The following is a 21,049-nucleotide window of genomic DNA, read 5'->3' on the forward strand; positions in this document are numbered from 1 at the left end:
TCACCCCTCGCACCACCATGCTTTTGATTCCCGCCATCGACCTCAAGGACGGCCATTGCGTACGCCTCAAGCAAGGCGATATGGACCAATCGACCACCTTCGGTGAAGACCCGGCCGCCATGGCGCGCAAGTGGGTGGACGCGGGCGCGCGCCGCCTGCATCTGGTCGATCTGAACGGCGCGTTCGCGGGCAAGCCCAAGAACTATGCGGCCATCAAGGCCATCCTCAAAGAGGTGGGCAGCGAGATTCCGGTGCAGCTCGGCGGCGGCATCCGCGACCTGGACACCATCGAGAAATACATCGACGGCGGCCTGCGCTACGTCATCATCGGCACGGCGGCCGTCAAGAACCCCGGCTTCCTCAAGGACGCCTGCTCGGCCTTCGGCGGCCACATCATCGTGGGCCTGGACGCCAAGGACGGCAAGGTGGCCACCGACGGCTGGAGCAAGCTCACAGGGCACGAAGTGGTCGATCTGGCCAAGAAGTTCGAGGACTGGGGCGTCGAGTCCATCGTCTATACCGACATCGGCCGCGACGGCATGCTCACGGGCATCAATATCGAGGCCACCGTCAAGCTGGCGCAGGCGCTCACCATCCCCGTGATCGCCTCGGGCGGACTGGGCAGCATGCAGGACATCGAGAACCTCTGTGCCGTTGAGAACGAAGGCATCGAGGGAGTGATCTGCGGACGGGCCATCTACTCGGGCGACCTCGACTTTGCTGCCGCGCAGGCGCGCGCCGATGAGATCCAAACACCCCCCTGAGGCCCTGCGGGCCTTCCCCCCGTTCTCGCAGCGCTGCGCGCTGCGGGCAGGGGGACGCCACCGGTGCGGCGGGGCGGCCCTTGCACGGTGGCCGCTGGTCTGGGCTGCGCCTATTGCGTGCATGGCATTCGTTCCTATCGGAGTGCATGTTGCCCAAGGCCCGCAGTGAGGTTGAAACCTATTGCGGCCAGCCCTGCATTCGCTTGGCCATTGGCGACGGCGACTGTGCCCTGGTGGCCTTGCATGGCGCGCAGGTGCTGTCCTGGGTCTCTCGCGGGCGTGAGCGCCTCTACCTGAGCCCGAAGGCCGTTTTCGACGGCCAGGCCGCCATCCGGGGTGGCATTCCGCTGTGCTTTCCGCAGTTCAACCAGCGTGGGCCGCTGCCCAAGCATGGCTTTGCGCGCAACCTGGCCTGGCGTACCGATGGTGCGCAGGCCGGGGAGGGCGTTACCCGGCTGTCGCTGCACCTGACGGATGACGAACGCAGCCGCGCCTGGTGGCCGCAGGCCTTTGCTGTGCGCTTGGATGTGGTCTTGTCCGAAGGCCAGTTGCAGGTGGAATGCGCCGTGCGTAACACCGGCGCCGTGGCCTGGGACTTCACCATCGCCTTGCACAGCTACCTGCACGTGGACGACATCGCCCAAGCCCGCTTGCAGGGCCTGGACGGCTGTGCGCGCTGGGACGCGGTGGCCGATGTGCGCAGCGTGCAACAAGGCCCCATCGGTTTTGCAGGTGAGTACGACAGTGTGTTTGCCTCAGCCTTGGCCCCCTTGCAGCTGCACGATGGCACGCAACGTTTGGATGTTGCCCAGAGCCCGACCATGGGGCAGACCGTGGTCTGGAACCCTGGGGCGGCGCTGTGCGCGCGATTGGCCGACATGCCCCCTGAGGGTCACGCCCACATGCTGTGCGTGGAAGCAGCGCAGATCGACACGCCAGTGCACCTGGCACCAGGCGCCAGCTGGACGGGCTGGCAGCGCCTGCGCGCCTGAGGTCTCCTGAGGGTCAGCAGCCGGGCAGTGCCGTGCCGCGGTTGAGTGCGCTCACCGTGCCGAGCAAGGACGTCCAGTAACTGGGCAGGTTGGCCCAAGGGTTGCCGGTGTTGGTGGCAAAGTCGTACAGCAGGTCGGTGGCATAGACCAGGCCCGTGTTGTTTCTTGCCGAGGCCGCGGCGCGCATGGCTGTTTGCATGGCGGTACAGCTGGTGGCGTTGTGCACCAGCATGGCCTGGGCGGAGTTGGTCTTGGCATAGACCCAGGCACTGCCGTCCTGGGGGTTGAAGCGGGTGTAGTCGGAGGCCTTGCCTTCGAAAGTGACCAGCACATCGGCAACCCCGGCGTAGTCGGCCACGGGCAGGGTGCCGGGGTTGCCGATCACCCGCAGTTCCTCGTCCAGGCCTTTGATGTAGCTGTAGATCTGTTTGTAGAAGGCCAGGTGCTGGCTGGTGGCACCCATTTCGTCCAGGAAGAAGCCGCTGAGCTGGTTGCGGCCGTAGTAGCGCAGGTAGTTGTCGATGTTCTGCTTGATGGCACTGACGGAGCGACCCGTGCCATAGCCGGTGGCCACGTAGGCCACCACCTGCCCGCCCTCGCCGGTAAAGTCGCTGACCACTCGGGCAAACTGCTCGTCGGCGCTGCTGAAAATGCCGTCGTTCGGGTTCATGATGGCTGTCACCTGCACCCCCGGGTAGGCCTGTGCGGTGCTGATCAGCTGATCCCAGGCCGAACCGCTGGGGTTGGGATAGAAGTACGCGGGCACCAGCACTTCCAGGGCTTGCGGAGCCGGGCGCAGGTACAGCGTTTGGGTGGCACTGCCGGTCTGCCCCGCAACCGTGGCGCTGGCCTGCACCTGCAGCATGCCGCCAGCGGTTGCGACCATGGTGGAGGATGCCTGCCCGCCGGTGCTGCTGCTGCGGGCGGGCGAAAAGCTCGCGTTGGCCGCGCTCCACAGCACCGAGGAGCCATCGGCCGCGATTGCGCCATTGAAGGTGACCCCCACGGCCACGGGGATGGCGGCACCCACCGTACGCACATTGTCGGTATCGGTGGGGCTGGTGAACTGCACGCGCACCTGGCCGGTGGGAGTGGGGGGCGTGGTGCTGTCCGACCCGCCGCCGCAACCGCCCAACAGTGCGGTCAGCAAGGGGATCAGGGCCAGGGGGTGGAGTGTGGAGGGATGGGAAGTCATGGTTGGGTGGCCCGGTGCGGAAAATGGTATCCAATTGTGCATGGGGCTGCCGTTGGGTTTGCCAAGGCTTGGTAAAGACTCACTGCAGCATGAAGGTTTGGTACTCTAGGCGGTTCAGTCGGCGTGTGAGCAGCGCCAGCCCCGCGCCCAAAGTCAGCAAGGTGGCCAGCGCAAAGCCGTAGCCATACAGGGCCGCACCATAGGCCAGCGTCCAGCCCGTGAGCAGCACGTTCAGCAGCACAAACAGCACGCACAGCAGCAGCACGGTGCGGCGCTGGTCCAGGTAGAAGAACACGTTGAGCACGGCCATCAGGCCCACCTGCAGGCCTGCGCCGATCACCTGCACTTGCAGCAGTGGCAGGTACAGGCGCGAGATGCCCAGCGCGTCCAGCAGTACCGGCCCGGCGACAAAGGTGACCAGCACGGCCAGGGTCTGGATCTTGGCGATCTCGCCCAGGCCCTGCTGGATGGAATAGACCATCTCGTCGCGCATGGTCTCGATGTATTCCAGCGAGCCGCCGCCGCGCACCGCGTCGTAGAACTTGTCGTAGAACTCGACGAAATCCGTTTCGATGCGCACCAGGAACACGGCCATGCCGGGGATGATGGACAGGTAGGACAGGAACACCGGCAGGTCATAGATGATGGACGCGCGCAGGCTCCCGATGATGGCGTCCGAGGTGGGCGGGAAGTACCAGAACATGAACTTGTCGATCCACACGCCCAGGTTGTAGAGCAGTCCAATGGCCATGAGTGTGGGGTACAGCATGGCGCGGCGTGCAAAGTCAAAGGCGATGATGGGCCCCGACGGATTGAACTCGCGCACCACCAGCAGCCACATGCCCACCAGCAGCACATAGTTGCCCAGCACAAAGCCGCCCAGCAACCCTTCCAGCCCCCAGGGGCGCATCAGCAGCGCGCTCACCACGATGAGTCCGTAGGACACGCCAAACAACAGCACGATGGCCTTGTAGCGCTTCATGCCCGACAGCAGCACCGTCAGCACCCATACGCCGCACATGAGGGTAAAGCCGGCCAGCATCAGCAGTCGGTATACCAGCCCCAGGCCCGGCAGCGCGATGAACAGTGCCGCCGTGCCCAGCACGCAGGCCCCCAGCAGCACCAGCACCAGCAGGCCGTGCAGATTGGGCAGCACCATGTCCTTGCGCTTTTCAAACAAGCGGTCGGAGATGAAGCGGGTGAACGCCAGCTGCACCAGACCGGTGTAGATCAGGCTGCAGGCCACCAGGTAGGTCACCGAGGTCTGGAACTGCGTGACCAGGCTTCCGGGGATCACCACGCTGGCGCTGAAGATACCGATCAGCAAGATGCCCACGATGGACAGTACCCAGGGCCCGGAGCCGATGACGCTGGCGTAGGCATAGGCCTGCACGAGGCCCAGCAGGGTGTCCTTGCGCAGCATGCGCCGCAGCTCAAAGCCAATGCCCGCCATCAGTGCGCTCCCTCGGTGCGTGCCAGCGCGGTTTCGTACACGGCGCGGTAGCGGTCGAACATCATGGTGTCGGTGTAATAACGCTCCACGCGCGCAATGGCGGCCTGGCTGGCCGCCTGCCAGGCCGCAGGGTCCTTGAGCAGGGCGAGCGAGGCATCGGCCAGTTGCTGTGGGTCGGCAATGGGCACGATACGGCCTGACGCGCCCAGCGCACGGTCTTCGTCGTCCAGGCCCTCGACCAACTGGCGGCACGAGCCCACGTCGGTGGACACGGCGGGCACGCCTGCGGCATAGCCTTCGAGCAGCACCAGCGGCAACGCCTCGCTGATGGAGGAGAGCACCACCAGGCCGATGCGCGGCATCAGGTCTTCCACGCGCTGAAAGCCCAGGAACTTGACATGCTCCTGCAACCCGAGGCTGCGCACCAGGTTTTCGCATTCCTGCGCGTAGGCCCGGTCTTCATCGGCGGGCCCGGCAATCCAGCCCTCGGCCTGGGGCAACTGGTTGACCACCCGGCGCATGGCGCGCACAAAGGTCTTGATGTCCTTGATGGGCACCACGCGCCCGATCAGGCACAGCACGGGCGGTGGATCGGCGGGGCGCTGGGCGCGCAGCGGTGCAAAGCGCGCCAGGGCAATGCCATTGGGAATGTTGAAGGTGCGCTCGGGCTGCGCGCCGTCAGCCACCTGGCGCAGGCGGTTGGCTTCGTAGAGCGCGATGATGGGGTTGGCCGATGCGTAGCAGTAGCGGCCCAGCCATTCGAAGAAATGGATCCACATCTGGCGGAAGAACGACAGCTCGGTCGGGTCGCGCTGGAAGATGTTGCGGTTGTCGCGGATCCACTCGCTCTTGAACAGGTCGATCTTGCGCTCCTTGGTGTAGATGCCATGTTCCGAGAGGATCAGCGGTGTCCCGCGTGTCTGCTCCAGCAGTGCACCCAGAAAGCCCGCATAGCCCGTGGAAGCGCAGTGCACCGCGCGCACCGGAATCAGGCCTTGCGCCACGCGTGCCAGCAGCCACAGGGGCTGGAACATGATGCGCACCGTCCAGAAGTAATCCACAAACGAGGGGTCGGTGCAGTGCTTGCGGTACACGTCGCACAGCAGGTTCCAGGCGCGCTCGCTGTAGAGAAAGTCTTCGAGGTGCATGCTGCCGCCAGGCTGCATGGCGCGCACCACCTGCTGGAACAAGGCCATGGTCTGAGGGCTGTCGGCGCCGGTGCGCTCCATGGTGGCGATGAGCTGCTCCACCTGGTCGAACGCATGGGCATGGCCCTTGCGCGGCGCGGGCTGGAAGTCGGCATTCAGATGCTCGTAGAGGTAGTGCTCCTCGAAGTGCACCACGTTGTCTGGCAACTGGTATCTGAAGGCGCCGTAGTCGGCGCGGCGGCTGCCCAGGAACACCAGCGCAAAGCGGTACTGGGGATACGCGCGCAGGATCTGGTTGATCCAGCTTGACACCCCACCGCTCACGTAGGGGAAGGTGCCTTCGAGCACCAGGGCAATGTCGGCCTGCGTCGCCTTGGGGTGCGAAGCGGTCATGGGGCGTTCCAGTATTCGATCACCGGGCGCAGCCGGGGCAGCGCGTCCCAGGGGCCCAGGGCATGCACCAAGGCCCGCGCCTGTGCATAGTCGCCACGTTCAAAGCACAGCTGGGCCTGGTAGGGAAGGACCCTGGTGGCGGGCAGTCCCAGGCGGCTGGCGGCTTCGTAGGATTCCTGGGCCTCCTGGGGGCGGCGCAGTGCGTGCAGCAGCCGGCCCCGGCGCATGTGCAGGGGCGCGTTCTCGGGCTGTGCGTGCAGCACGGCCTCGCAATGGCGCAGGGATTCGCGGATGGCGTGCTCGCGCAGGTCGCCCTGCACCAGTTCCTGGTACACCAGTTCCCAGTACAGATCGGACAGGCGGCGCAGGGATTCCAGTCGGGCTGCATCATCGACAGCGGCACCGGACGCCGAACCATCGGCCTGCAATGCCGACAGTTCCTGGTCAATGGCCTGGTTGATGCGCTTTTCCAGCGAATCGAGCATGCCGTAGGCCAGCAGGCGCAGGTCTTCGCTGGGGTCGCTCAGCACCGAACGCAGCAGGGGCGAGGCGGTGCGGCCCGACACATACTGCAGCGCGACCATGGCGCGCATGCGGGCCTGTATGGGTGCTTCGCTGTTGCCCAGAAACGATCGCAGCCCCGCATGGCGGAAATTGCCCTGGCGATGCTGGTGCAGGTCGAATTCTGGCAGTTGAACGGACTCGTACTCGTCGGCGCTGCGCGTGCGGCCCAGGTAGTGCAGCGATAACGCTGCCGCCAGTACGCCCAGAAAACCCGCAATGGGCACCGCGTAGCAGCAGGCCACAATCAAAACGATCAGGGGGGCGCGTGGTTGTGCGCGCTCTCGCGGCAGCAAAGGCAGCAGGAACAAGGTCAGCAAAACACTGGCCACGGCGTGCAGCAGCAGGTAGGCGGCGAGTGCCTCGTCAGAGTGCTGTTGCAGCAGTGGGCCGCTCCAGGCGCCCACTTCCAGCAGCAAGGCCGACAGTCCGAGCTTGGGGTTAAGCATGGGCCAGTGCGTGCAGGCGCTGCAAGGTGTTCAGCGGGGACAGGGCATCCAGCGACAAGACATGCGGGAAGATGCCCGCCTGTGCCGGGGTTTGGCCGCTCTTTTGCTGCAGCCAAGCTTCCAGGCGGGCAATGTAGCCCTCGGCCGTGGCAGCGTTGCCCAAAGGCATGAGGATGGCCAGCACCGTGCGCTGGGGGGTGGAGATTTCCCAGATCTCATCCAGTTCGCGCTTGAAGCGGTGGATCTGTGCCGGTACGTCCTGTTCCACCGCACGGGGCAGGCACTCCAGCGCCACCACGATGCTGCTGACCTGGGTGCTCTGGTGCATGTGGGCCAGACGCTGCGCTTCAAAGGCGAATGGCACCGGGCAGTCGGGCAATTGCTCCACGATAGGCCGGGCCAGGGTCTGCATCGACAGGCCATCGGTGTAGTACCCCAGCAGCAGGTTGATGGTTTGCAGGTTCTCGGTCTGCAACGCAAAGAAGGGCATTTCCGTCACGGCCAGCAGGCCGTACACCTCACCGGCCAGATCCAGCAGAGGCGCGACCGCCAGGTAGGCCGACGACTGCTGTGCGGCCAACGCCTGGCTGATGTGGCACAGCCGACGTGTCTCCAGTGCCTGCTGCACCAGCGGGTCCTGGAGTTCCAGCGTGGCATGGCTCCCCAGTCCGGCCAGGGGCGCGCTCTCGGGCTCGTCGTCGCGCACGGGGTAGATGGCCGCAGATTCCAGCTGGCAATACTGTGCCAGCAGGCGCAGCAGCGCCTGCGCGCCCTGCTCGCCGTTGGTCTTTTCGGAGCTCAGGGTCTGCAGTGCCGCCAGGGCGTCGCGCATGGACATGGGGCGGCCAATCAGCTCTTGCTCCAGCCGGTCGTGCGACAAGCGCAGCAGGTAGTGCTGGCGCACCAGGTGTTCCAGCCGCTGATCGAGGTACATCTGCAGTGTCTCGGAGCGGCGCGCCCGCGCCTGCCAAAGGCTGGAGAACTCTCCGACGATCATCACCAGAATCAGCCCCCCCAGGAAGTGCACCTGGGGAAACTGATCCAGGGTTTCGAAATGGAACGCCAGCCAGCCCAGCAGCAGAACCGATGCTCCGCCCAGCCCCGCCAAAGGGCCATAGCGCAGCGCCAGAATCACCGGGGCCAGCCAGGACCACGGGAACGGCGCCTGCGTCCACAGGGGGTCCTGCGGGCTCCAGAATCGACCCAGTGCAATCGCGATGAGCGGCAGCAACAGGGTTTCGCCGGCAGTGACAGCGGGCCGTTTGTGCAACTGGGTGAGCTTGCCCAGCAGGTGCGTCGGCAGATGCTTGCCGGCCAGGGCCGCGTGCGGCCGTGTGTCCGCCACGTACGAGGGCTCCGCTGGGGTGACGGGGGGCTTCGGGGCGTCCTGCATGCGTCGGGCAAATGGTTCAGCGGGCGTCCGACAGGCCGGTGTCCAGCAGGGAGCGAATCAGCTTGTGTGCCACGGCAGACAAGGCCTCACGGCTCCAGCCGCTCTTGCCACCCGAGCCGCTCCAAAGCATTTCGCCGGTGGCCACGTCAATGATTTGCAGCGTCACCCCTGCGGCAGGTTCTCCATCCACCCCCACCTTGTAGCGCCACTCCTCCACGGTCCCCGTCAGTGCGTAGCGCACCTTCTGGCCGCGCGCCCATTCGAGGGCTTGCTGGCGGCGCGTTTCATCGGCGGCATCGAACAGCGCCTCCTGTTGTGTGTTGGTGGGCGCCACGAGTACCTTGCCCGTGCGCGCCACCAGCAAGGACTGTGCAATCGCCTGGGCGCGGCTTCCGGCCATGGGGGTTTCGGTGTGGTTGGCAAAGGGCAGTACGGTCCACGTGGCCTGGGTCTGCAAGGTGGGTGGCTTGCCACGGTCCAGGGAGGAGCAGGCGCCCAGCATCAAGGCCAGGCCCAGCGCGGTGCAGGCGGACCAGGTCCGCAGAGAGGAGAAGCGATGGAGCAGGTTCATGGTCTTTCCTGTGGGAAGCGAAGGTCAGAAAGGGAGACGGTAGCGTAGCTGCCACTCGTTGCTGCGGTCTTGTGACTGGAGCCCGGATTTGGACAGTCCCCAGGCAATGCTGAAATGGTCTGCGCCCAGCAGGCTGCCTGCCAAGCCCAGGCGCACGCCGTAGCCTGGGCCCAATCGGCTGTGCCAGGTGCGGCTGACGCTGGCAAACGGCTGGAGGGCGCGGGTGTAGTCCTGCTCCAGGCGCGTGTTGCTGGAAGCCTCCAGGCCATAGAACGCGAAGCTTCGTGCTACGAAGGTGCGCGGTCCTTCCAGTGCGCCGGGTGGCAGAAAATCCAGCGACGGCCAGCCCATGGCGTCCTGGTTGATGCGGTAGCCGTGATAGGAGCCAAAGGCACTGAACTCCAGGTGCGGCAAATCCTGGCGATAGGTGTGGGTGTAGCGCAGTTCGGTGTGGCGGCCGCTGCCCAACCAATGACCGGTTTGCAGGTAGTAGTCCTCGGCGCGGTAGTCCCACAGCACGCTGTCCAGGCGCGAGAACTGGTAGCGCAGGGACAGGTGGGCATGGTTCTTCATGCCGGCCAGGCGCAGGGCCAGGCTCTCTTCGCTGGGTTGGTGCCATCCCAGCTCTGCCATCAGCGTCACGCGGCTGTCCAGGCGCTGCTCGTGGCTGAGCAGCCAGGCATCGGTCTGTTGCCAGCCCTCGCGCCGCATCCATCCCAGGCGCGTGGCGGTGCTGGCCGTTTTCCAGAGCAGGCGAGCGCCCCACAGGCGCTCCTGGGGGGGCAGGCTGACCACACGAGTGTTGGTCGATTGGCGGCGGATGCTGTTCCATTCAATGTCCATCGCCAGCCGGGGGGACAGGGCCAGGTGCAGGCTGCCGCCCAATTGGTTTTCGTCCATGCCCGCGAGCTGGATGTGCCGGGTGTTGGCTTGCACCTGGTCGCTGAAGGCCAGGAGGGATTCGGTCAGCTGCAGGTGCAGGGGTTCGTCGTCGTGTTGGGCGTGTTGGGTATCGAAGGCCGCGCTTTGGGCGGTGCGCAGGTCTTCCACGGCGCGTGCCGCATTCACGCGGTCGTAGCGTGGCAGCCGTTCGTCAAAGGCTTCGAGCAGTTCGCCTGCGGCCATGCGGTCGTCTTCGGCCAAGGCGACGGTGATGTCGGCCCAGAGCGGGCGGTGGGTGCGCAGGCTGCGGCTGCGGGCGTACTGGTGCCACAGAAAACGCCGCTCGGCTGAGTATTCCTGCTGGTCCTGCAGCCAGCCAATGGCGGTCTCGGCGGCTGCGTTGGACAGTTGGCCTTGGTCGTCCAGGTCCAGACGCATCAGTTCCCGCAGCACGGCATAGGCCGGGTCACCAGGGTTCTGCGTGATTTGCAGGCGCGCACGGGCCACACGCTGCGTGGCGTCCAGGCCCTGTTGGGTCAGCCACTGCGCGCGCACCAACCCAGGTCGGCCTTGCGCGTTGGGTACCTGCTGCGCGAGCTGTCGCCATTGCTGGCGCAGCAGGTGGCGGCGCAAATGCCACGCACGGTCGAACTGCTGGTTCTGATCCAATGCGTCGGCGTAGTTCATCATCCAAAGGAAATCGTCCTGTCGTGCCTGCAACTGGGGCGTCAGGTAGCGCTCCAGCGCCACCTGTGGCTGTGACAAGGCTTGGTAGCTGGACGCCAGCGCGTTGTGCACGGCGGCCTGGCGGCTCCAGGCCACTTCGTGTCGTGCGAGCAGTTCACGCAGTGCCACGGCATCGTTGCTGTCGATCAGCAGCCACAGCAACGCGGTCTGCATATCGGTGGAGTCCGGGCTTGCGGCCAGGCCCGCCTGCAAGTGCTCACGGGCCACTGCCAGGCGTCCTGCGTTCTGGTGGTGCGAACCCATGAGGCGCAGGTACTCGGGCATGCGCCAGAGCTTGCGCAGCGAGCGGCGCGGCGCGTCGGGTGCCGGGTCGAGCAGGGACAGCACGCGGTCAAAGGGTGCCCACTCGCCGCGGCCTGAATACAGCGTCAGGGCCTGGATCAGGTGACGCGGTTGGTCGTGGCGCTCCCAGGCGCGCAGTGCCACCTGGGCCGCCTCCAGAGGGTGATCGGGCAGCAGTTGGCGGATCAGGGCGTCCAAGTCCTCCAGGGGCGCGTCGGGGTTGGCCGCCAGTTGCCGGTAGGCGGTGATCGCCAGTTCGCGGCGCTCCTGGCTCTCGGCAATCTGGCCGGTCAGGCGCCAGAATTCCGACGCATCGCCCTCCGCGGGCAGGTGGCGCTGGGCGGCCTCCATCCATTGCAGGCCTTCGTCGGGGTGGCCTTGCATCAACGCCAGCACGGCGGCGGGGACGGCCCTGGCGGGGGTGATCTGCGCGGGATCGCTGAACAGCGAGCGCCAGGCGTTCAGCGCCGTGTCGGGCTGGCCTGCGCGTTCGGCCAGCCAGGCCAGCCGCTCCAGGCTGGCGGGGCTGCGGGCGTTCTGTTGCAGGTAGCGCAGCGCTGGCTCGGGCTCCCCCAGGCGTTCGTAGGCTTCGACCAGATCCTCGATCAGCTCTTCATCGCCCGGTTTGCGGCGCAATTGGTAGTGCAGGGCTTCGATCAGTGCCGCATCATGGAACAGCCCTGGGGCCAGTCGCAGCACGGCCTTCCAGGCGTCGTCTTTCTGGGTTTGCCGTGCGATGAACAGCCATTGCTCCAGCGCCTGCACGGGGCGTTCGGTCCATTCGGACACCCGCGCCAGGCGCTCGCGCCAGACAAGGCTGGAGGGTTGCTGCTGCACGGCGGCGTTGGCCACGGCCCATGCGTCCTCGGGCTTGCCGTTTTCGAGGAACACCTGGTAGCCCAGCGAAAACGCCTTGTCATCAAAAGGCAGGGCCGGGGCCTTGGGGGTCGGTGCGCTCTGCACGGGCCACGCCACCTGCTGCATCTCCGAGCGCAGGAGGCTGGCACCGTCGTCGTACTGTGCGGTAGCGGGAGCCTCTTGCGCAGCGTCATACCCAGGCCACGTCCTCAGGAGCGAAATGCGCAGCAGGCGGCGGGCATAGCGGTCTGCCACATCGGGACGCCCTGCGGCGCGTGCGATCTCGATGACCAGCAACAGGGTGTCGCGGTCGTCTGCCAGCGGGCCCAACTCGCGCTCGGCCAGGGCCAGGGCGCCGGCAGGATCATTGCCCGCGCGCAGGGTGCGCAGGGCCTCATGGAAGAAATGCTTGGCCTGTGCGGCGCTGTCGCTGGTGTTGCGCGCGAGCATGAAAAGCTCTGCGCTGCCCGCATAGTCGCCTGCGGCCAGTGCATCGCGCGCTGCGCGCTCGTAGGAGGTGGCGTCCTGTGGCTGTTGCTGGGGCTGGGTTTGGGCCCACTGCTGCTCCAGGCGCTTGCGCAGGGCATCGTCACCGAACTGGGCGGCAAGTGTGATGAGCCTGCGTTGGCGATCCAATGGCCACTCTTCGGCCGCCAGCCTGTGCAGCAGGGCGCGCAACCCGGGGAGCTGCTCCTGGCGTTCGTCCTGGCGGTCTTCGGGGGTGCGCACATACTGGGTGTAGCGAAGCTCCCACAGTGTCCACAAAGCGTTGCGGTGGATCTCCGGGTTGCTCGATGCCAGTGCGGGGGCGAGTGTCACGTGGGCACTGTCCATCTCGCCGTGCAGGATTTGCTGGCGCGCCAGCAGCAGGCGCAGGGTGGGGTTTTCTGGGTCGCTGCGCAGCAGGTTGTGCAGGTAGGCGGCAGACAGCGGTGAGTCGGCCGTTTCGGACAGGCGCCGCTCCAGCGCCTGGCGCGGGTACAGCAGCCACAGGCCACCCGCCACCATGCAGGTGAGCACGGCGATGAGCCAGTCGGGTGCGAGCACCGGGCGGTCAACGCGCTGGGCAGTGAATCTGGATACGCGCTGTGACATCGTTGAGGCGGTAGTGGCGGATGTCGGTCCGTGCCGGGGTGGGGCTGGACTGGGGTGCCAGAGTGCGCTGGTGGGCGCGAACCTGACAGGGGGAAGGGATGTGCAGGCTGAATTCCAACGGCCCGTGGCCCTGCAATTGGAATTCGCCGCCCTGGGCCTGCATGTCCCAATGCGTGATGCGGGCATTGGCATCGCGCAGTGCGGGCGCGGCCGGTGTTTGCATGGGCGCGGCGCGCAACCAGGCCTGACCACCGGTGAGGTGGGCGTAAGTGCCCTCAGGGCCTTCGCTCCAACCCGCGACGCCCCGGCTGCGCTCGGGTTGTGCCGCCCCCAGGACTGTGGGCAGGCGCAGCGTGCGCAAGGCACCGTTGCCGCGCACGCGCCAGCCTTCACCTTCGCGTGCCAGTGCCAGGCCATGGAAGTCCTGCACCTTGGCGATGAACTCCGATGTGAACACCGGGTGCAGCGGCTGGGCCAGTGCCCAGCCATACACCTTGTGCAGCGCTTTCAATCCGGCAGGCTTGCTGGCTGAGTAGGTGTGGTAGTAGATGCCTACGGGTTTGATGCGGCGCGGCGCGTTGGTCAGCTCAAAGGTCTCGATGGCGCGTTCGAACCCGTAGAACGGGCCTTTCCAGAGGTTGGTGTAGATGTTTTCGTTGGTGATGGGGGCATACACCTGCAGGTGTCCGGCCTTGTGGATGCCCAGTGCTCCAATGGCCGTGAGCGAGGGATTGGCGCGGGTGATGAAGGTGTCGCCCCCGTTGATGTTCAGCAGGCCGGCTTCCTCGGTGATCTTGAGTGCTTCGGTGCTGGGAGCGGTGTCGCCGGACCACTGCAGGATGCGCACCGGCTTGCCTTGCGGCACCAAGTGATCTCGGATGTAGGCAATGGAGCCGACGATTTCGCGCTGCAGGTCGAACCGGTAGTTGGGCAGCGGCAACTGGTAGGCGGCACTGCCGTCGTCTTTGAACACGCCATGGCGCACCGCGCGATCCCACAGGAAGGGGTGCGAATAGGTGTGGCTGGCGGCCTCGATGTGGGGCAGCTTGAACATCGCCTTGGCAATCGCCTGCAACTGGGGGCTTTGGGCGGGATACAGGCCGTGGGGCGCGACCTCGGCTTCGATGACCGACATGGTTTGCGGAATGCGGTAGCGCATGAACACGTCACGCAGCAGAACCTCCGCCGCCAGCGGACTGCCGGGCAGTTCGGCCAGCGAAGGGAAGCCGTCTCCGTCCACATGCGCGAGCAACAGGCGGCGGCCGTTCTCGGTGGTGGTGTCGGGCACCGGAATGGCGGGCAGGCGCAGTGCCTGGGTGAGAAAGGCGAAAGGGTCGATCACCCAGCGCGAGTACTCGGTGCCGGGCACGTTCACCAGTGTGTAGGGCTCCAGCACGAAGCCGCCCCAGGACGTCAGGGCAGCGGCGACCTGCTCACGCTGGGATTTGCCCCGGAAGGCCACCAGGGGGGAGGCCTGAGGTTTTTCCTGGGCACTGAGGAGGAACAACTCCACGTCGTTGCCAGGTTTGGGTGGTGGGGCCTCGAGGCCCACCATTGCATGGTAGGGCAGCGGCTCCAACGGGGCGGACGTTCGCGCAGCGGACTCCAGCCCCAACTTGCGTGCCAAGCCGGGCGGGGGTGTCAGTCCGAACCCGCCAACCACGGCCATGGGCACCTTGTGGGCCAGTTGCCGCTCTATCCAGGCCGCGAGCGCCGCCTGCTTGCCTTCGGGCAGGTAGCCCGAGAAGCTGAGCACGATGCCTGCATAGCGATCAGGCAGGATGGGTTCGGGCAGCGGCTCCAAGGCGTCGCGCAGCTCCACGGTGTAGCCCAGGTGGTTCAGGGGCATTTGCAGGAACCGGTGCGCCACGGAGTAGTTGACCGAAGGCGACTCCTCGGCGTTGTAGATCATCAGCACCTTGCGTGCCACCGGCTCGATGCTGCCCATGCCCACGCCGGACAGCTCGGCATTGCTGACCCAGGGGGTGAACCCGTCGGCCAGGATCTTCTGGGCTGTGGCGCGTGCCAGCGTGCGGTCGTGCGGCGGCACATAGTCGATCACCAGGACCGGCAGGCCATGGCGCTCGCGTACCTGTTGCAGCTGGCCCAGCAGCCAGCTGCGGTCGGCCTCGGGGACTTCTTCGTATTGGCGCTGGGTAGCGTTCCAGCGGCGATAGAGCGACTCGGCGGCCACCCATTCGATCTGGCCTGGCAGTTGCGGCACGATGTCGAAGCCCCGGTTCAGCATGAGCCGGATGCCCGGAAACCGCTGGTGCAGCCCGCGGATCAGTTGCACCAAGCCTTGTTGCTGCGCCTGTTCGTCAAAGCGCTCGGCCAGGCGGTACGAGTCCAGCGTGTCCAGGAAAAAGCCCCGGTAGCCTTGTGCCCACAGCGGTGCAATCACGCGGGTGGCAAAAAACTCTGGCCAACCGGGGGCACTTTGGTCGATCAGGTCTGATCCCCAGGCAGGATTGCGCCCTATCTTCCAGTCGACCGGGATGTCGGCGTAATAGGCGCGGGAGGGCTGTACCTCCGTGACGGAGGCATAGGCATAGAACTGGGTGCCGTCCCACGCAGGCAGCGGCTGCTGCCGGTAGTGGTCTGGATCCACCACCACCAGGTCGAATGCGCGAAAATCGGCCAGGCCTGCGCGTTCGCCGTAGTACAGCGCCACCGCAGGTGCTGCATGCGCTGCCAGAGGCCAGCACAGCGCTGCCATCAAGGCCAGTAGGCAGGTTCGTACGAATGGAAAACGCAAATCCAGCAACATGCCAAAGTGTCGCAGCACGATCAAGAGAAAAACAAGCAGGGATGTATAAGAACAGAAGGTCATTGCGAACGGGTGTCGCATGACCTGAATGGATGTTGCGGAAGGCTTGCTCCGCACATATGTTCCCAAACGTCACAATCATTGATTTTAGACAAACACCAATAGTTTTGGCGTATCTTTGACTGTTCCATTATTGTATTTTTAGATTTGCAGGGGCTGAGAATGATTCTTGTGACTGGTGGGGCGGGCTACATCGGATCCCACACCTGTGTGGCGCTGGCGCAGGCGGGTATGCCTTGCCTGGTGCTGGACAACTTCTGCAACAGCCGTCCCGATGCGCTGGAGCGCGTCGGGCGCATCACCGGCCAGGTGCCGGCGCATGTGCAAGGGGATGTGCGTGACTCGGCCTTGCTGGACGATCTGTTTGCGCGCCATCCGATCCAGGCGGTGATCCACTTCGCGGCGCTCAAGGCCGTGGGTGAGTCGGTGCGCGAGCCGTTGCGTTATTACGACAACAACGTGGCGGGCACGGTGTCGCTCCTGCAGGCCATGCGGCGTGCCGGGGTGCGCACCTTGGTGTTTTCCTCGTCGGCCACGGTGTATGGTGACCCGGCACAACTGCCGATTCGCGAGGACTTTCCGCTCAGCGCCACCAATCCCTACGGCTGGAGCAAGCTCATGATGGAGCAGGTGCTGGCCGATCTGGATACCTCCGAGCCTGGCCAGTGGCGGCTGGCGCGGCTGCGCTATTTCAACCCCGTGGGTGCGCATGAAAGCGGCCTCATTGGCGAAGACCCGCAGGGTATTCCCAACAACCTGCTCCCCTTCGTGGCCCAGGTGGCCGTGGGCCAGCGCGAACGCCTGAGCGTCTATGGCGACGATTACCAGACCGTTGATGGCACGGGGGTACGGGACTACATCCATGTCAGCGACCTGGCGCAAGGCCATGTGGATGCGCTGCGCTATCTGGAACGCCATCCAGGCCTGCTGACTGTGAACCTGGGCACGGGCCGCCCGGTGTCGGTGCTGGAGATGGTGCGGGCCTTCGAACAGGCCAGCGGCCGTCCCGTGCCCTACCAGGTGGTGCCACGCCGCCCTGGTGATGTGGCTGCCTGCTGGGCCGATCCCACGCTGGCGCAGCAACTGCTGGGCTGGTGTGCGCAGCATGGCGTGCAGCGCATGTGCGAGGACGCCTGGCGCTGGCAGAACGGCGAGGCCCGCACACTGAAAAATGCTATCTAATTGATAGCTTCTTGCGCTTGCTGGTATTGCGCTGTAGCCATATTTAGCCTGAATTTCGCTCGAAGGTCACCACATGGTCCACGAGCGCGCGGATACCGATCCACTCTCCAAGGGCGTGGTCGTGGTGGCTGGGTACATGGGCCAGCAGCATCTGGCCGTTGTCCATGCGCAGCGTGTATAAAAACTCTGACCCGCGAAACGACTTGCGCACGATCTGCGCCTGCACCGGGGCCGCATCGTCGTGCACGATGTCGTCGGCCCGCAGCAGTACGTCACACGCCCCTCCGGGGTAGCGCGAGGGCAGGGGGCAGTCGGTCAGGTTGGCCAGGTCACCCAGGGGGGTGCGCACCACCACGCCGCTGCCTTGCTGCACCAGTGTGGCGGGGGCGAACACGCCGTGCCCGATGAAGTCGGCCACAAACCGGGTGGCGGGGCGGTGGTACAGGGTGTAGGCGTCGTCCCACTGGTGCAGGCGGCCCTGGTGCATCACGCCAATCATGTCCCCGATCGCAAACGCTTCGAGTTGGTCGTGGGTGACAAACAGTGCCGTGGCGCCTGCCTGCTTGAGGATGTTGCGCACCTCGTGGGCCAGTCGTTCGCGCAAATCTACATCCAGGTTGGAGAAGGGCTCGTCCAGCAGCATGAGCTGCGGACGGGGCGCCAGCGCGCGCGCCAGGGCCACGCGTTGCTGTTGGCCGCCAGAGAGTTCATGTGGGTAGCGTTGCGCACTGCCCTCCAGGCCCACCAGTTGCAGCACTTCGGCCACACGCAGGCTGCGTTCGGCGGCGGGCAGGTGCTCGATTCCAAAGGCCACGTTGCTGCCCACAGTCAGGTGCGGAAACAGCGCATAGTCTTGGAACACCATGCCAATGCGTCGCTGCTCGGGCGGCATGTTGTGGCCGGGGCTGCCCACCACCTGCGAACCCAGGCGGATGCCGCCTGCGGCCACGGACTCCAGCCCGGCCACGCTGCGCAGCAAGGTGGTCTTGCCGCAGCCCGAGGGGCCGATAAGCACGCCAATCTGGCCAGCTGCCAGACCCAGGGACACATCCTGCACTGCGGCCACCGCCTGACCGGCATAGCGCACTTGCAGTTGGGAGACTTGCAGAAACATGTGCGCATTGTAGGAGGGTCGAATGCGTAGAATTCGCATTCCTCTCGGCCCTCGCGGCCGTCACTCCCTGTCTGCCGCCCTTCGAGACGCTCTCTTGCCACGCCTGTCCGCCGTTTTGCGCTCCCTTCCCTTGCTGCTGCTGGCGGGTGTGCTGTCCCTGCCTGTTCTGGCCCTGCTGGGGGCCTGGCTGCCCTGGGGAGAGGGGGGGGCATCGGCCTGGGCCGTCCTGCGCGAGATGGCATCCACCGTGTTGCCGGGCTATGTGGGCACCACGCTGTGGCTGTGCCTGTGGGTGGGGTTGGGGGCGGCCGTGGTCGGCAGCGCGGCGGCGGCGGCGGTCACCTTGTTCGATTTTCCGGGGCGGCGGGCGTTCGAATGGCTGCTGCTGTTGCCCCTGGCCATGCCGGCCTATGTGACAGCCTATGCCTACACCGATTTTCTGCAGTTCAGCGGACCGTTGCAGGTGGGGTTGCGTGCGGCCTTTGGCTGGGAGGGGCACCTGCTGCCCGAGGTGCGCAGCCTGTGGGGCGCGGTGCTGGTGTTTGTCGTGTCTTTGTATCCCTATGTGTACCTGCTGGCCCGCACGGCATTGGGTGAGCGGGCTGCACATCTCATGGAAGCGGCGCGCCTGCTCGGGGCGCCGCTGCCCCGGCGCATTGCCCGCATTGCCCTGCCGCTGGCGCGCCCGGCGGTGGCCGCCGGGGTGGCGTTGGTGCTGATGGAAACCCTGGCCGATTTTGGGGTGACCAGCTACTTTGGCATCCAGAGTTTCACCACGGGCATCTACAAGGCCTGGCTGGCCATGGACAACCGCGTGGCGGCTGCGCAGCTCTCCACCCTGTTGCTGGCATTGGTCCTGGTGGTGATGGGGCTGGAGCAGCGTGCCCAGCAGCGCATGCGCTTTGCTGCGTCGGGTGTGGGCCGGGGTGGGTCGGCCGAAGCGACGCCGGTACGTCTGCGCGGTGGCCGTGTGCTGTGGGCCTGGGCGGTGTGCGCCCTGCCGGTGTTGCTGGGCTTTGTGGCGCCGGTGTTGTTCATGCTGCGGCCACTGGCTGCCGACTGGTCGGTGCTGCCCTGGGACCGCTTTCTGGCCTGGGGTTGGAACAGCATGCGGCTGGGTGGCATTACCGCCGTATTGTCTGTGCTGGTGGCGCTGGCACTGGCTTTTGCCGTGCGGCGCGGTGCGGGCGTGCTGACGCGCGGCGTGGTGCGCCTGGCCAGCCTGGGCTATGCGGTGCCGGGCGCGGTGATCGTGGTGGGGTTGTTGCTGCCCGTGGGCTGGCTGCAGGCGCTGGCGCCGCAGTGGGGCGTGGGCGCGCTGGTCACCACCACGGCGCTGGGCATCGTGTGGGCCTACCTGGTGCGCTTTAGTGCGGTGGCGCTGCAATCGGTACAAAGCGGGTATGCACGCATCCCGGCCAGCCTGGACGACTCGGCACGCATGCTGGGCGCTGGCAGCCTTCGGTTGTTGGCACGGGTGCACTGGCCGCTGTTGCGCCGATCCACCGCGGCGGCGGCTTTGTTGGTGTTTGTGGATGTGATGAAGGAGTTGCCCGCCACGCTGGTGCTGCGCCCCTTCAACAGCGACACGCTGGCCGTGGTGGCCTATCAGTTGGCACGCGATGAGCGGCTGGGCGAGGCGGCGCTGCCTTCGCTGGCGCTGGTATTGGTGGGCTTGGTGCCCGTGGTGCTGCTCAGCCGGGCTTTGCGTACCAATTCAGGGTAAACCCTGATTTGCGGGGCCTTCAGGTTTGGATTTTTAGCCGAATCGCGTTAACCTGCCAGCCCTTGCTGCGCAGGTGGGCCTGCAAGGCGGGCAACAGTTGGCGCAATTTGGCGGCAGCTGCGTTGCTTTTGACCACCAGGCACCAAGTATCGCCCTCGATGGGCCCCGCTTGCAGTGCAGAGCGCAGCGCCGGTGGAACCAGCGGTTCCACCGCCTTGAGGCGTTCGCTGGACTCGCGCGTGAGCGCAGCCAGCTTGGCCAATGTGGGTGACTCATCGGCGGCCTGCTGCAGCGAAATGGCGTGGTGGCGGCGGAGCATGTTCGGTCAAGGACACAGGAAGCAGGAATGCAGTTGATTATCATGGACTCGCGGCTGTGCCGCAGCCGCACCATCCATCTGACGGGTACGCGACTGATGGCAGCGATGCTGGCCGCATCTCTGTTGCTGATGGCAGTGGCGGCGTTGCTGTACCACTTGGTGTTTCTCAAGGGTGCGCGCGAAGGCTGGCCCGTGGTGGGCTCGCTGGTGCGCCTGGTCGTGGAGGATGAATTTGCCCAGCGCGACCGCTTCATGCGCCAGAACCTCGACGCCATGGCGCGCAAGCTGGGTGAGATGCAAGCACGCATGGTCGAGCTGGAATCCCTGGGCGAGCGGGTGTCGGGTTTGGCGGGCATAGAGCCTGCGGTGACCAAGCCCGCAGGCCGAGCACCAGGACTGGGTGGGGCGTTGATGGCCGGGCGCTCGCTCTCCATGGAAGAACTGGACGCCACCCTGAAGGAACTCGATCAGATCAGTGGCCAGCGCATTGATCTGCTCACGGTGCTGGAATCCCGCCTGTTCGATCAGCACATTCGCAAGCACATGGTGCCCACCGAGTCTCCCGCACCGAGCAAGGACGTGGGGTCGCGCTTTGGCTGGCGCATCGATCCCCTCACCGGGCAGTCGGCGTTGCATGCGGGACTGGATTTCTCTGCCGACACTGGGGCTCCCATCGTGGCTGCCGCAGGCGGTGTGGTGATTACGCAGGAGTATCACCACCAATTCGGCAACATGGTTGAAATCGACCACGGCAACCAACTGGTGACCCGTTACGCCCATGCATCCAAGGTGCTGGTCAAGCGGGGTGACCTGGTGCGCCGCGGCCAGAAAATTGCCGAGGTGGGCAGCACTGGGCGTTCCACGGGGGCGCACCTGCACTTCGAGGTGCTGGTGCAGGGCGTGCCCCAGGATCCGCAGAAATTTCTCTTGGCAGGCCAGCAGGCAACGCAAAAGCTGGCAGTCCTGCCGTCACGCAGCAGTGGGGCACCCACGGCTGGCAGGTAAAATCCGCGCTATTTGGTGCCGTTCCGCAGCTTGTCGATGCTTGACAAGCTGCGGGATGCCCCCAACTGAACCCCTTTCAATCAAGCTTCT

Annotated in this window: 15 protein-coding genes; 5 read left to right on the plus strand and 10 right to left on the minus strand. The window is 65.7% G+C overall.

The window, feature by feature from the left end; all coding sequences use genetic code 11:
- Positions 1-17: 17 nt before the first annotated feature.
- Positions 18-764: a 1-(5-phosphoribosyl)-5-[(5-phosphoribosylamino)methylideneamino]imidazole-4-carboxamide isomerase gene (gene hisA, locus GWK50_RS03605; RefSeq protein ID WP_162015332.1), complete on the plus strand. Its 747-nt coding sequence runs from the start codon at positions 18-20 to the stop codon at positions 762-764.
- Positions 765-910: 146 nt separating this feature from the next.
- Positions 911-1,756 carry a D-hexose-6-phosphate mutarotase gene (locus GWK50_RS03610; protein ID WP_162015333.1) on the plus strand — a complete coding sequence of 282 codons (846 nt, stop codon included), beginning with the start codon at positions 911-913 and terminating at the stop codon, positions 1,754-1,756.
- A 13-nt stretch (positions 1,757-1,769) separates the two neighbouring features.
- On the opposite strand, the gene GWK50_RS03615 is transcribed toward GWK50_RS03610, so the two are convergent.
- The 8 genes from GWK50_RS03615 to GWK50_RS03650 all read right to left on the minus strand — a co-directional run bounded on the left by GWK50_RS03615 (position 1,770) and on the right by GWK50_RS03650 (position 15,502).
- The gene (locus tag GWK50_RS03615; protein WP_162015334.1) at positions 1,770-2,951 is read right to left on the minus strand and encodes a spherulation-specific family 4 protein; all 1,182 of its coding nucleotides are present in this window, start codon (positions 2,949-2,951) and stop codon (positions 1,770-1,772) included.
- Positions 2,952-3,030: 79 nt separating this feature from the next.
- Entirely contained in the window at positions 3,031-4,404 is a 1,374-nt protein-coding gene (gene pelG / locus GWK50_RS03620; protein ID WP_162015335.1) for an exopolysaccharide Pel transporter PelG, read from the minus strand.
- Positions 4,404-5,945, minus strand: a complete 1,542-nt coding sequence (pelF, locus tag GWK50_RS03625; RefSeq protein ID WP_162015336.1) for a GT4 family glycosyltransferase PelF — start codon at positions 5,943-5,945, stop codon at positions 4,404-4,406. Before pelF ends, pelG begins: the two co-directional genes overlap by 1 nt.
- Positions 5,942-6,955 carry a hypothetical protein gene (locus GWK50_RS03630; RefSeq protein ID WP_162015337.1) on the minus strand — a complete coding sequence of 338 codons (1,014 nt, stop codon included), beginning with the start codon at positions 6,953-6,955 and terminating at the stop codon, positions 5,942-5,944. The genes pelF and GWK50_RS03630 overlap by 4 nt, the downstream gene beginning before the upstream one ends.
- Positions 6,948-8,348, minus strand: coding sequence for a PelD GGDEF domain-containing protein (locus GWK50_RS03635; RefSeq protein WP_162015338.1), 1,401 nt, complete (start codon positions 8,346-8,348; stop codon positions 6,948-6,950). The genes GWK50_RS03630 and GWK50_RS03635 overlap by 8 nt, the downstream gene beginning before the upstream one ends.
- Positions 8,349-8,364: 16 nt before the next feature.
- The gene (locus GWK50_RS03640) at positions 8,365-8,919 is read right to left on the minus strand and encodes a penicillin-binding protein activator LpoB (RefSeq protein WP_162015339.1); all 555 of its coding nucleotides are present in this window, start codon (positions 8,917-8,919) and stop codon (positions 8,365-8,367) included.
- 24 nt (positions 8,920-8,943) lie between these two features.
- The gene (locus tag GWK50_RS03645) at positions 8,944-12,783 is read right to left on the minus strand and encodes a tetratricopeptide repeat protein (protein ID WP_242455281.1); all 3,840 of its coding nucleotides are present in this window, start codon (positions 12,781-12,783) and stop codon (positions 8,944-8,946) included.
- Complete coding sequence (locus GWK50_RS03650; RefSeq protein ID WP_242455447.1) at positions 12,743-15,502, minus strand: bifunctional glycoside hydrolase 114/ polysaccharide deacetylase family protein; 2,760 nt, start codon at positions 15,500-15,502, stop codon at positions 12,743-12,745. Before GWK50_RS03650 ends, GWK50_RS03645 begins: the two co-directional genes overlap by 41 nt.
- Before the next feature lie 273 nt (positions 15,503-15,775).
- Between GWK50_RS03650 and galE the strand changes: the two genes are divergently transcribed.
- Positions 15,776-16,795 (plus strand): UDP-glucose 4-epimerase GalE, encoded by a 1,020-nt coding sequence (gene galE, locus GWK50_RS03655; protein WP_162015341.1) that lies wholly within the window; start codon positions 15,776-15,778, stop codon positions 16,793-16,795.
- A 43-nt stretch (positions 16,796-16,838) separates the two neighbouring features.
- On the opposite strand, the gene GWK50_RS03660 is transcribed toward galE, so the two are convergent.
- Entirely contained in the window at positions 16,839-17,909 is a 1,071-nt protein-coding gene (locus GWK50_RS03660) for an ABC transporter ATP-binding protein (RefSeq protein ID WP_162015342.1), read from the minus strand.
- A 94-nt stretch (positions 17,910-18,003) separates the two neighbouring features.
- Here GWK50_RS03660 and GWK50_RS03665 point away from each other — a divergent pair, with 94 nt between their 5' ends.
- Positions 18,004-19,635, plus strand: coding sequence for an iron ABC transporter permease (locus GWK50_RS03665; protein WP_242455282.1), 1,632 nt, complete (start codon positions 18,004-18,006; stop codon positions 19,633-19,635).
- 19 nt (positions 19,636-19,654) lie between these two features.
- Here the strand turns inward: GWK50_RS03665 and GWK50_RS03670 are convergent, their stop codons facing one another.
- On the minus strand, positions 19,655-19,954 hold the full coding sequence (locus GWK50_RS03670) for a DciA family protein (protein ID WP_162015344.1): 300 nt from the start codon (positions 19,952-19,954) through the stop codon (positions 19,655-19,657).
- A gap of 27 nt (positions 19,955-19,981) precedes the next feature.
- Here GWK50_RS03670 and GWK50_RS03675 point away from each other — a divergent pair, with 27 nt between their 5' ends.
- Positions 19,982-20,959 carry a M23 family metallopeptidase gene (locus GWK50_RS03675; protein WP_162015345.1) on the plus strand — a complete coding sequence of 326 codons (978 nt, stop codon included), beginning with the start codon at positions 19,982-19,984 and terminating at the stop codon, positions 20,957-20,959.
- Positions 20,960-21,049 lie beyond the last annotated feature (90 nt).

Source organism: Acidovorax sp. 210-6 (assembly GCF_010020825.1).
GTDB lineage: Bacteria > Pseudomonadota > Gammaproteobacteria > Burkholderiales > Burkholderiaceae_C > Simplicispira > Simplicispira sedimenti.

Excerpts from the sequence above, each read along its gene's own strand:
- hisA (WP_162015332.1), top strand. The coding sequence starts at position 18 with ATGCTTTTGATTCCCGCCATCGACCTCAAGGACGGCCATTGCGTACGC.
- GWK50_RS03610 (WP_162015333.1), top strand. The coding sequence starts at position 911 with ATGTTGCCCAAGGCCCGCAGTGAGGTTGAAACCTATTGCGGCCAGCCC.
- GWK50_RS03615 (WP_162015334.1), bottom strand. The coding sequence starts at position 2,951 with ATGACTTCCCATCCCTCCACACTCCACCCCCTGGCCCTGATCCCCTTG.
- pelG (WP_162015335.1), bottom strand. The coding sequence starts at position 4,404 with ATGGCGGGCATTGGCTTTGAGCTGCGGCGCATGCTGCGCAAGGACACC.
- pelF (WP_162015336.1), bottom strand. The coding sequence starts at position 5,945 with ATGACCGCTTCGCACCCCAAGGCGACGCAGGCCGACATTGCCCTGGTG.
- GWK50_RS03630 (WP_162015337.1), bottom strand. The coding sequence starts at position 6,955 with ATGCTTAACCCCAAGCTCGGACTGTCGGCCTTGCTGCTGGAAGTGGGC.
- GWK50_RS03635 (WP_162015338.1), bottom strand. The coding sequence starts at position 8,348 with ATGCAGGACGCCCCGAAGCCCCCCGTCACCCCAGCGGAGCCCTCGTAC.
- GWK50_RS03640 (WP_162015339.1), bottom strand. The coding sequence starts at position 8,919 with ATGAACCTGCTCCATCGCTTCTCCTCTCTGCGGACCTGGTCCGCCTGC.
- GWK50_RS03645 (WP_242455281.1), bottom strand. The coding sequence starts at position 12,783 with ATGTCACAGCGCGTATCCAGATTCACTGCCCAGCGCGTTGACCGCCCG.
- GWK50_RS03650 (WP_242455447.1), bottom strand. The coding sequence starts at position 15,502 with ATGGCAGCGCTGTGCTGGCCTCTGGCAGCGCATGCAGCACCTGCGGTG.
- galE (WP_162015341.1), top strand. The coding sequence starts at position 15,776 with ATGATTCTTGTGACTGGTGGGGCGGGCTACATCGGATCCCACACCTGT.
- GWK50_RS03660 (WP_162015342.1), bottom strand. The coding sequence starts at position 17,909 with ATGTTTCTGCAAGTCTCCCAACTGCAAGTGCGCTATGCCGGTCAGGCG.
- GWK50_RS03670 (WP_162015344.1), bottom strand. The coding sequence starts at position 19,954 with ATGCTCCGCCGCCACCACGCCATTTCGCTGCAGCAGGCCGCCGATGAG.
- GWK50_RS03675 (WP_162015345.1), top strand. The coding sequence starts at position 19,982 with ATGCAGTTGATTATCATGGACTCGCGGCTGTGCCGCAGCCGCACCATC.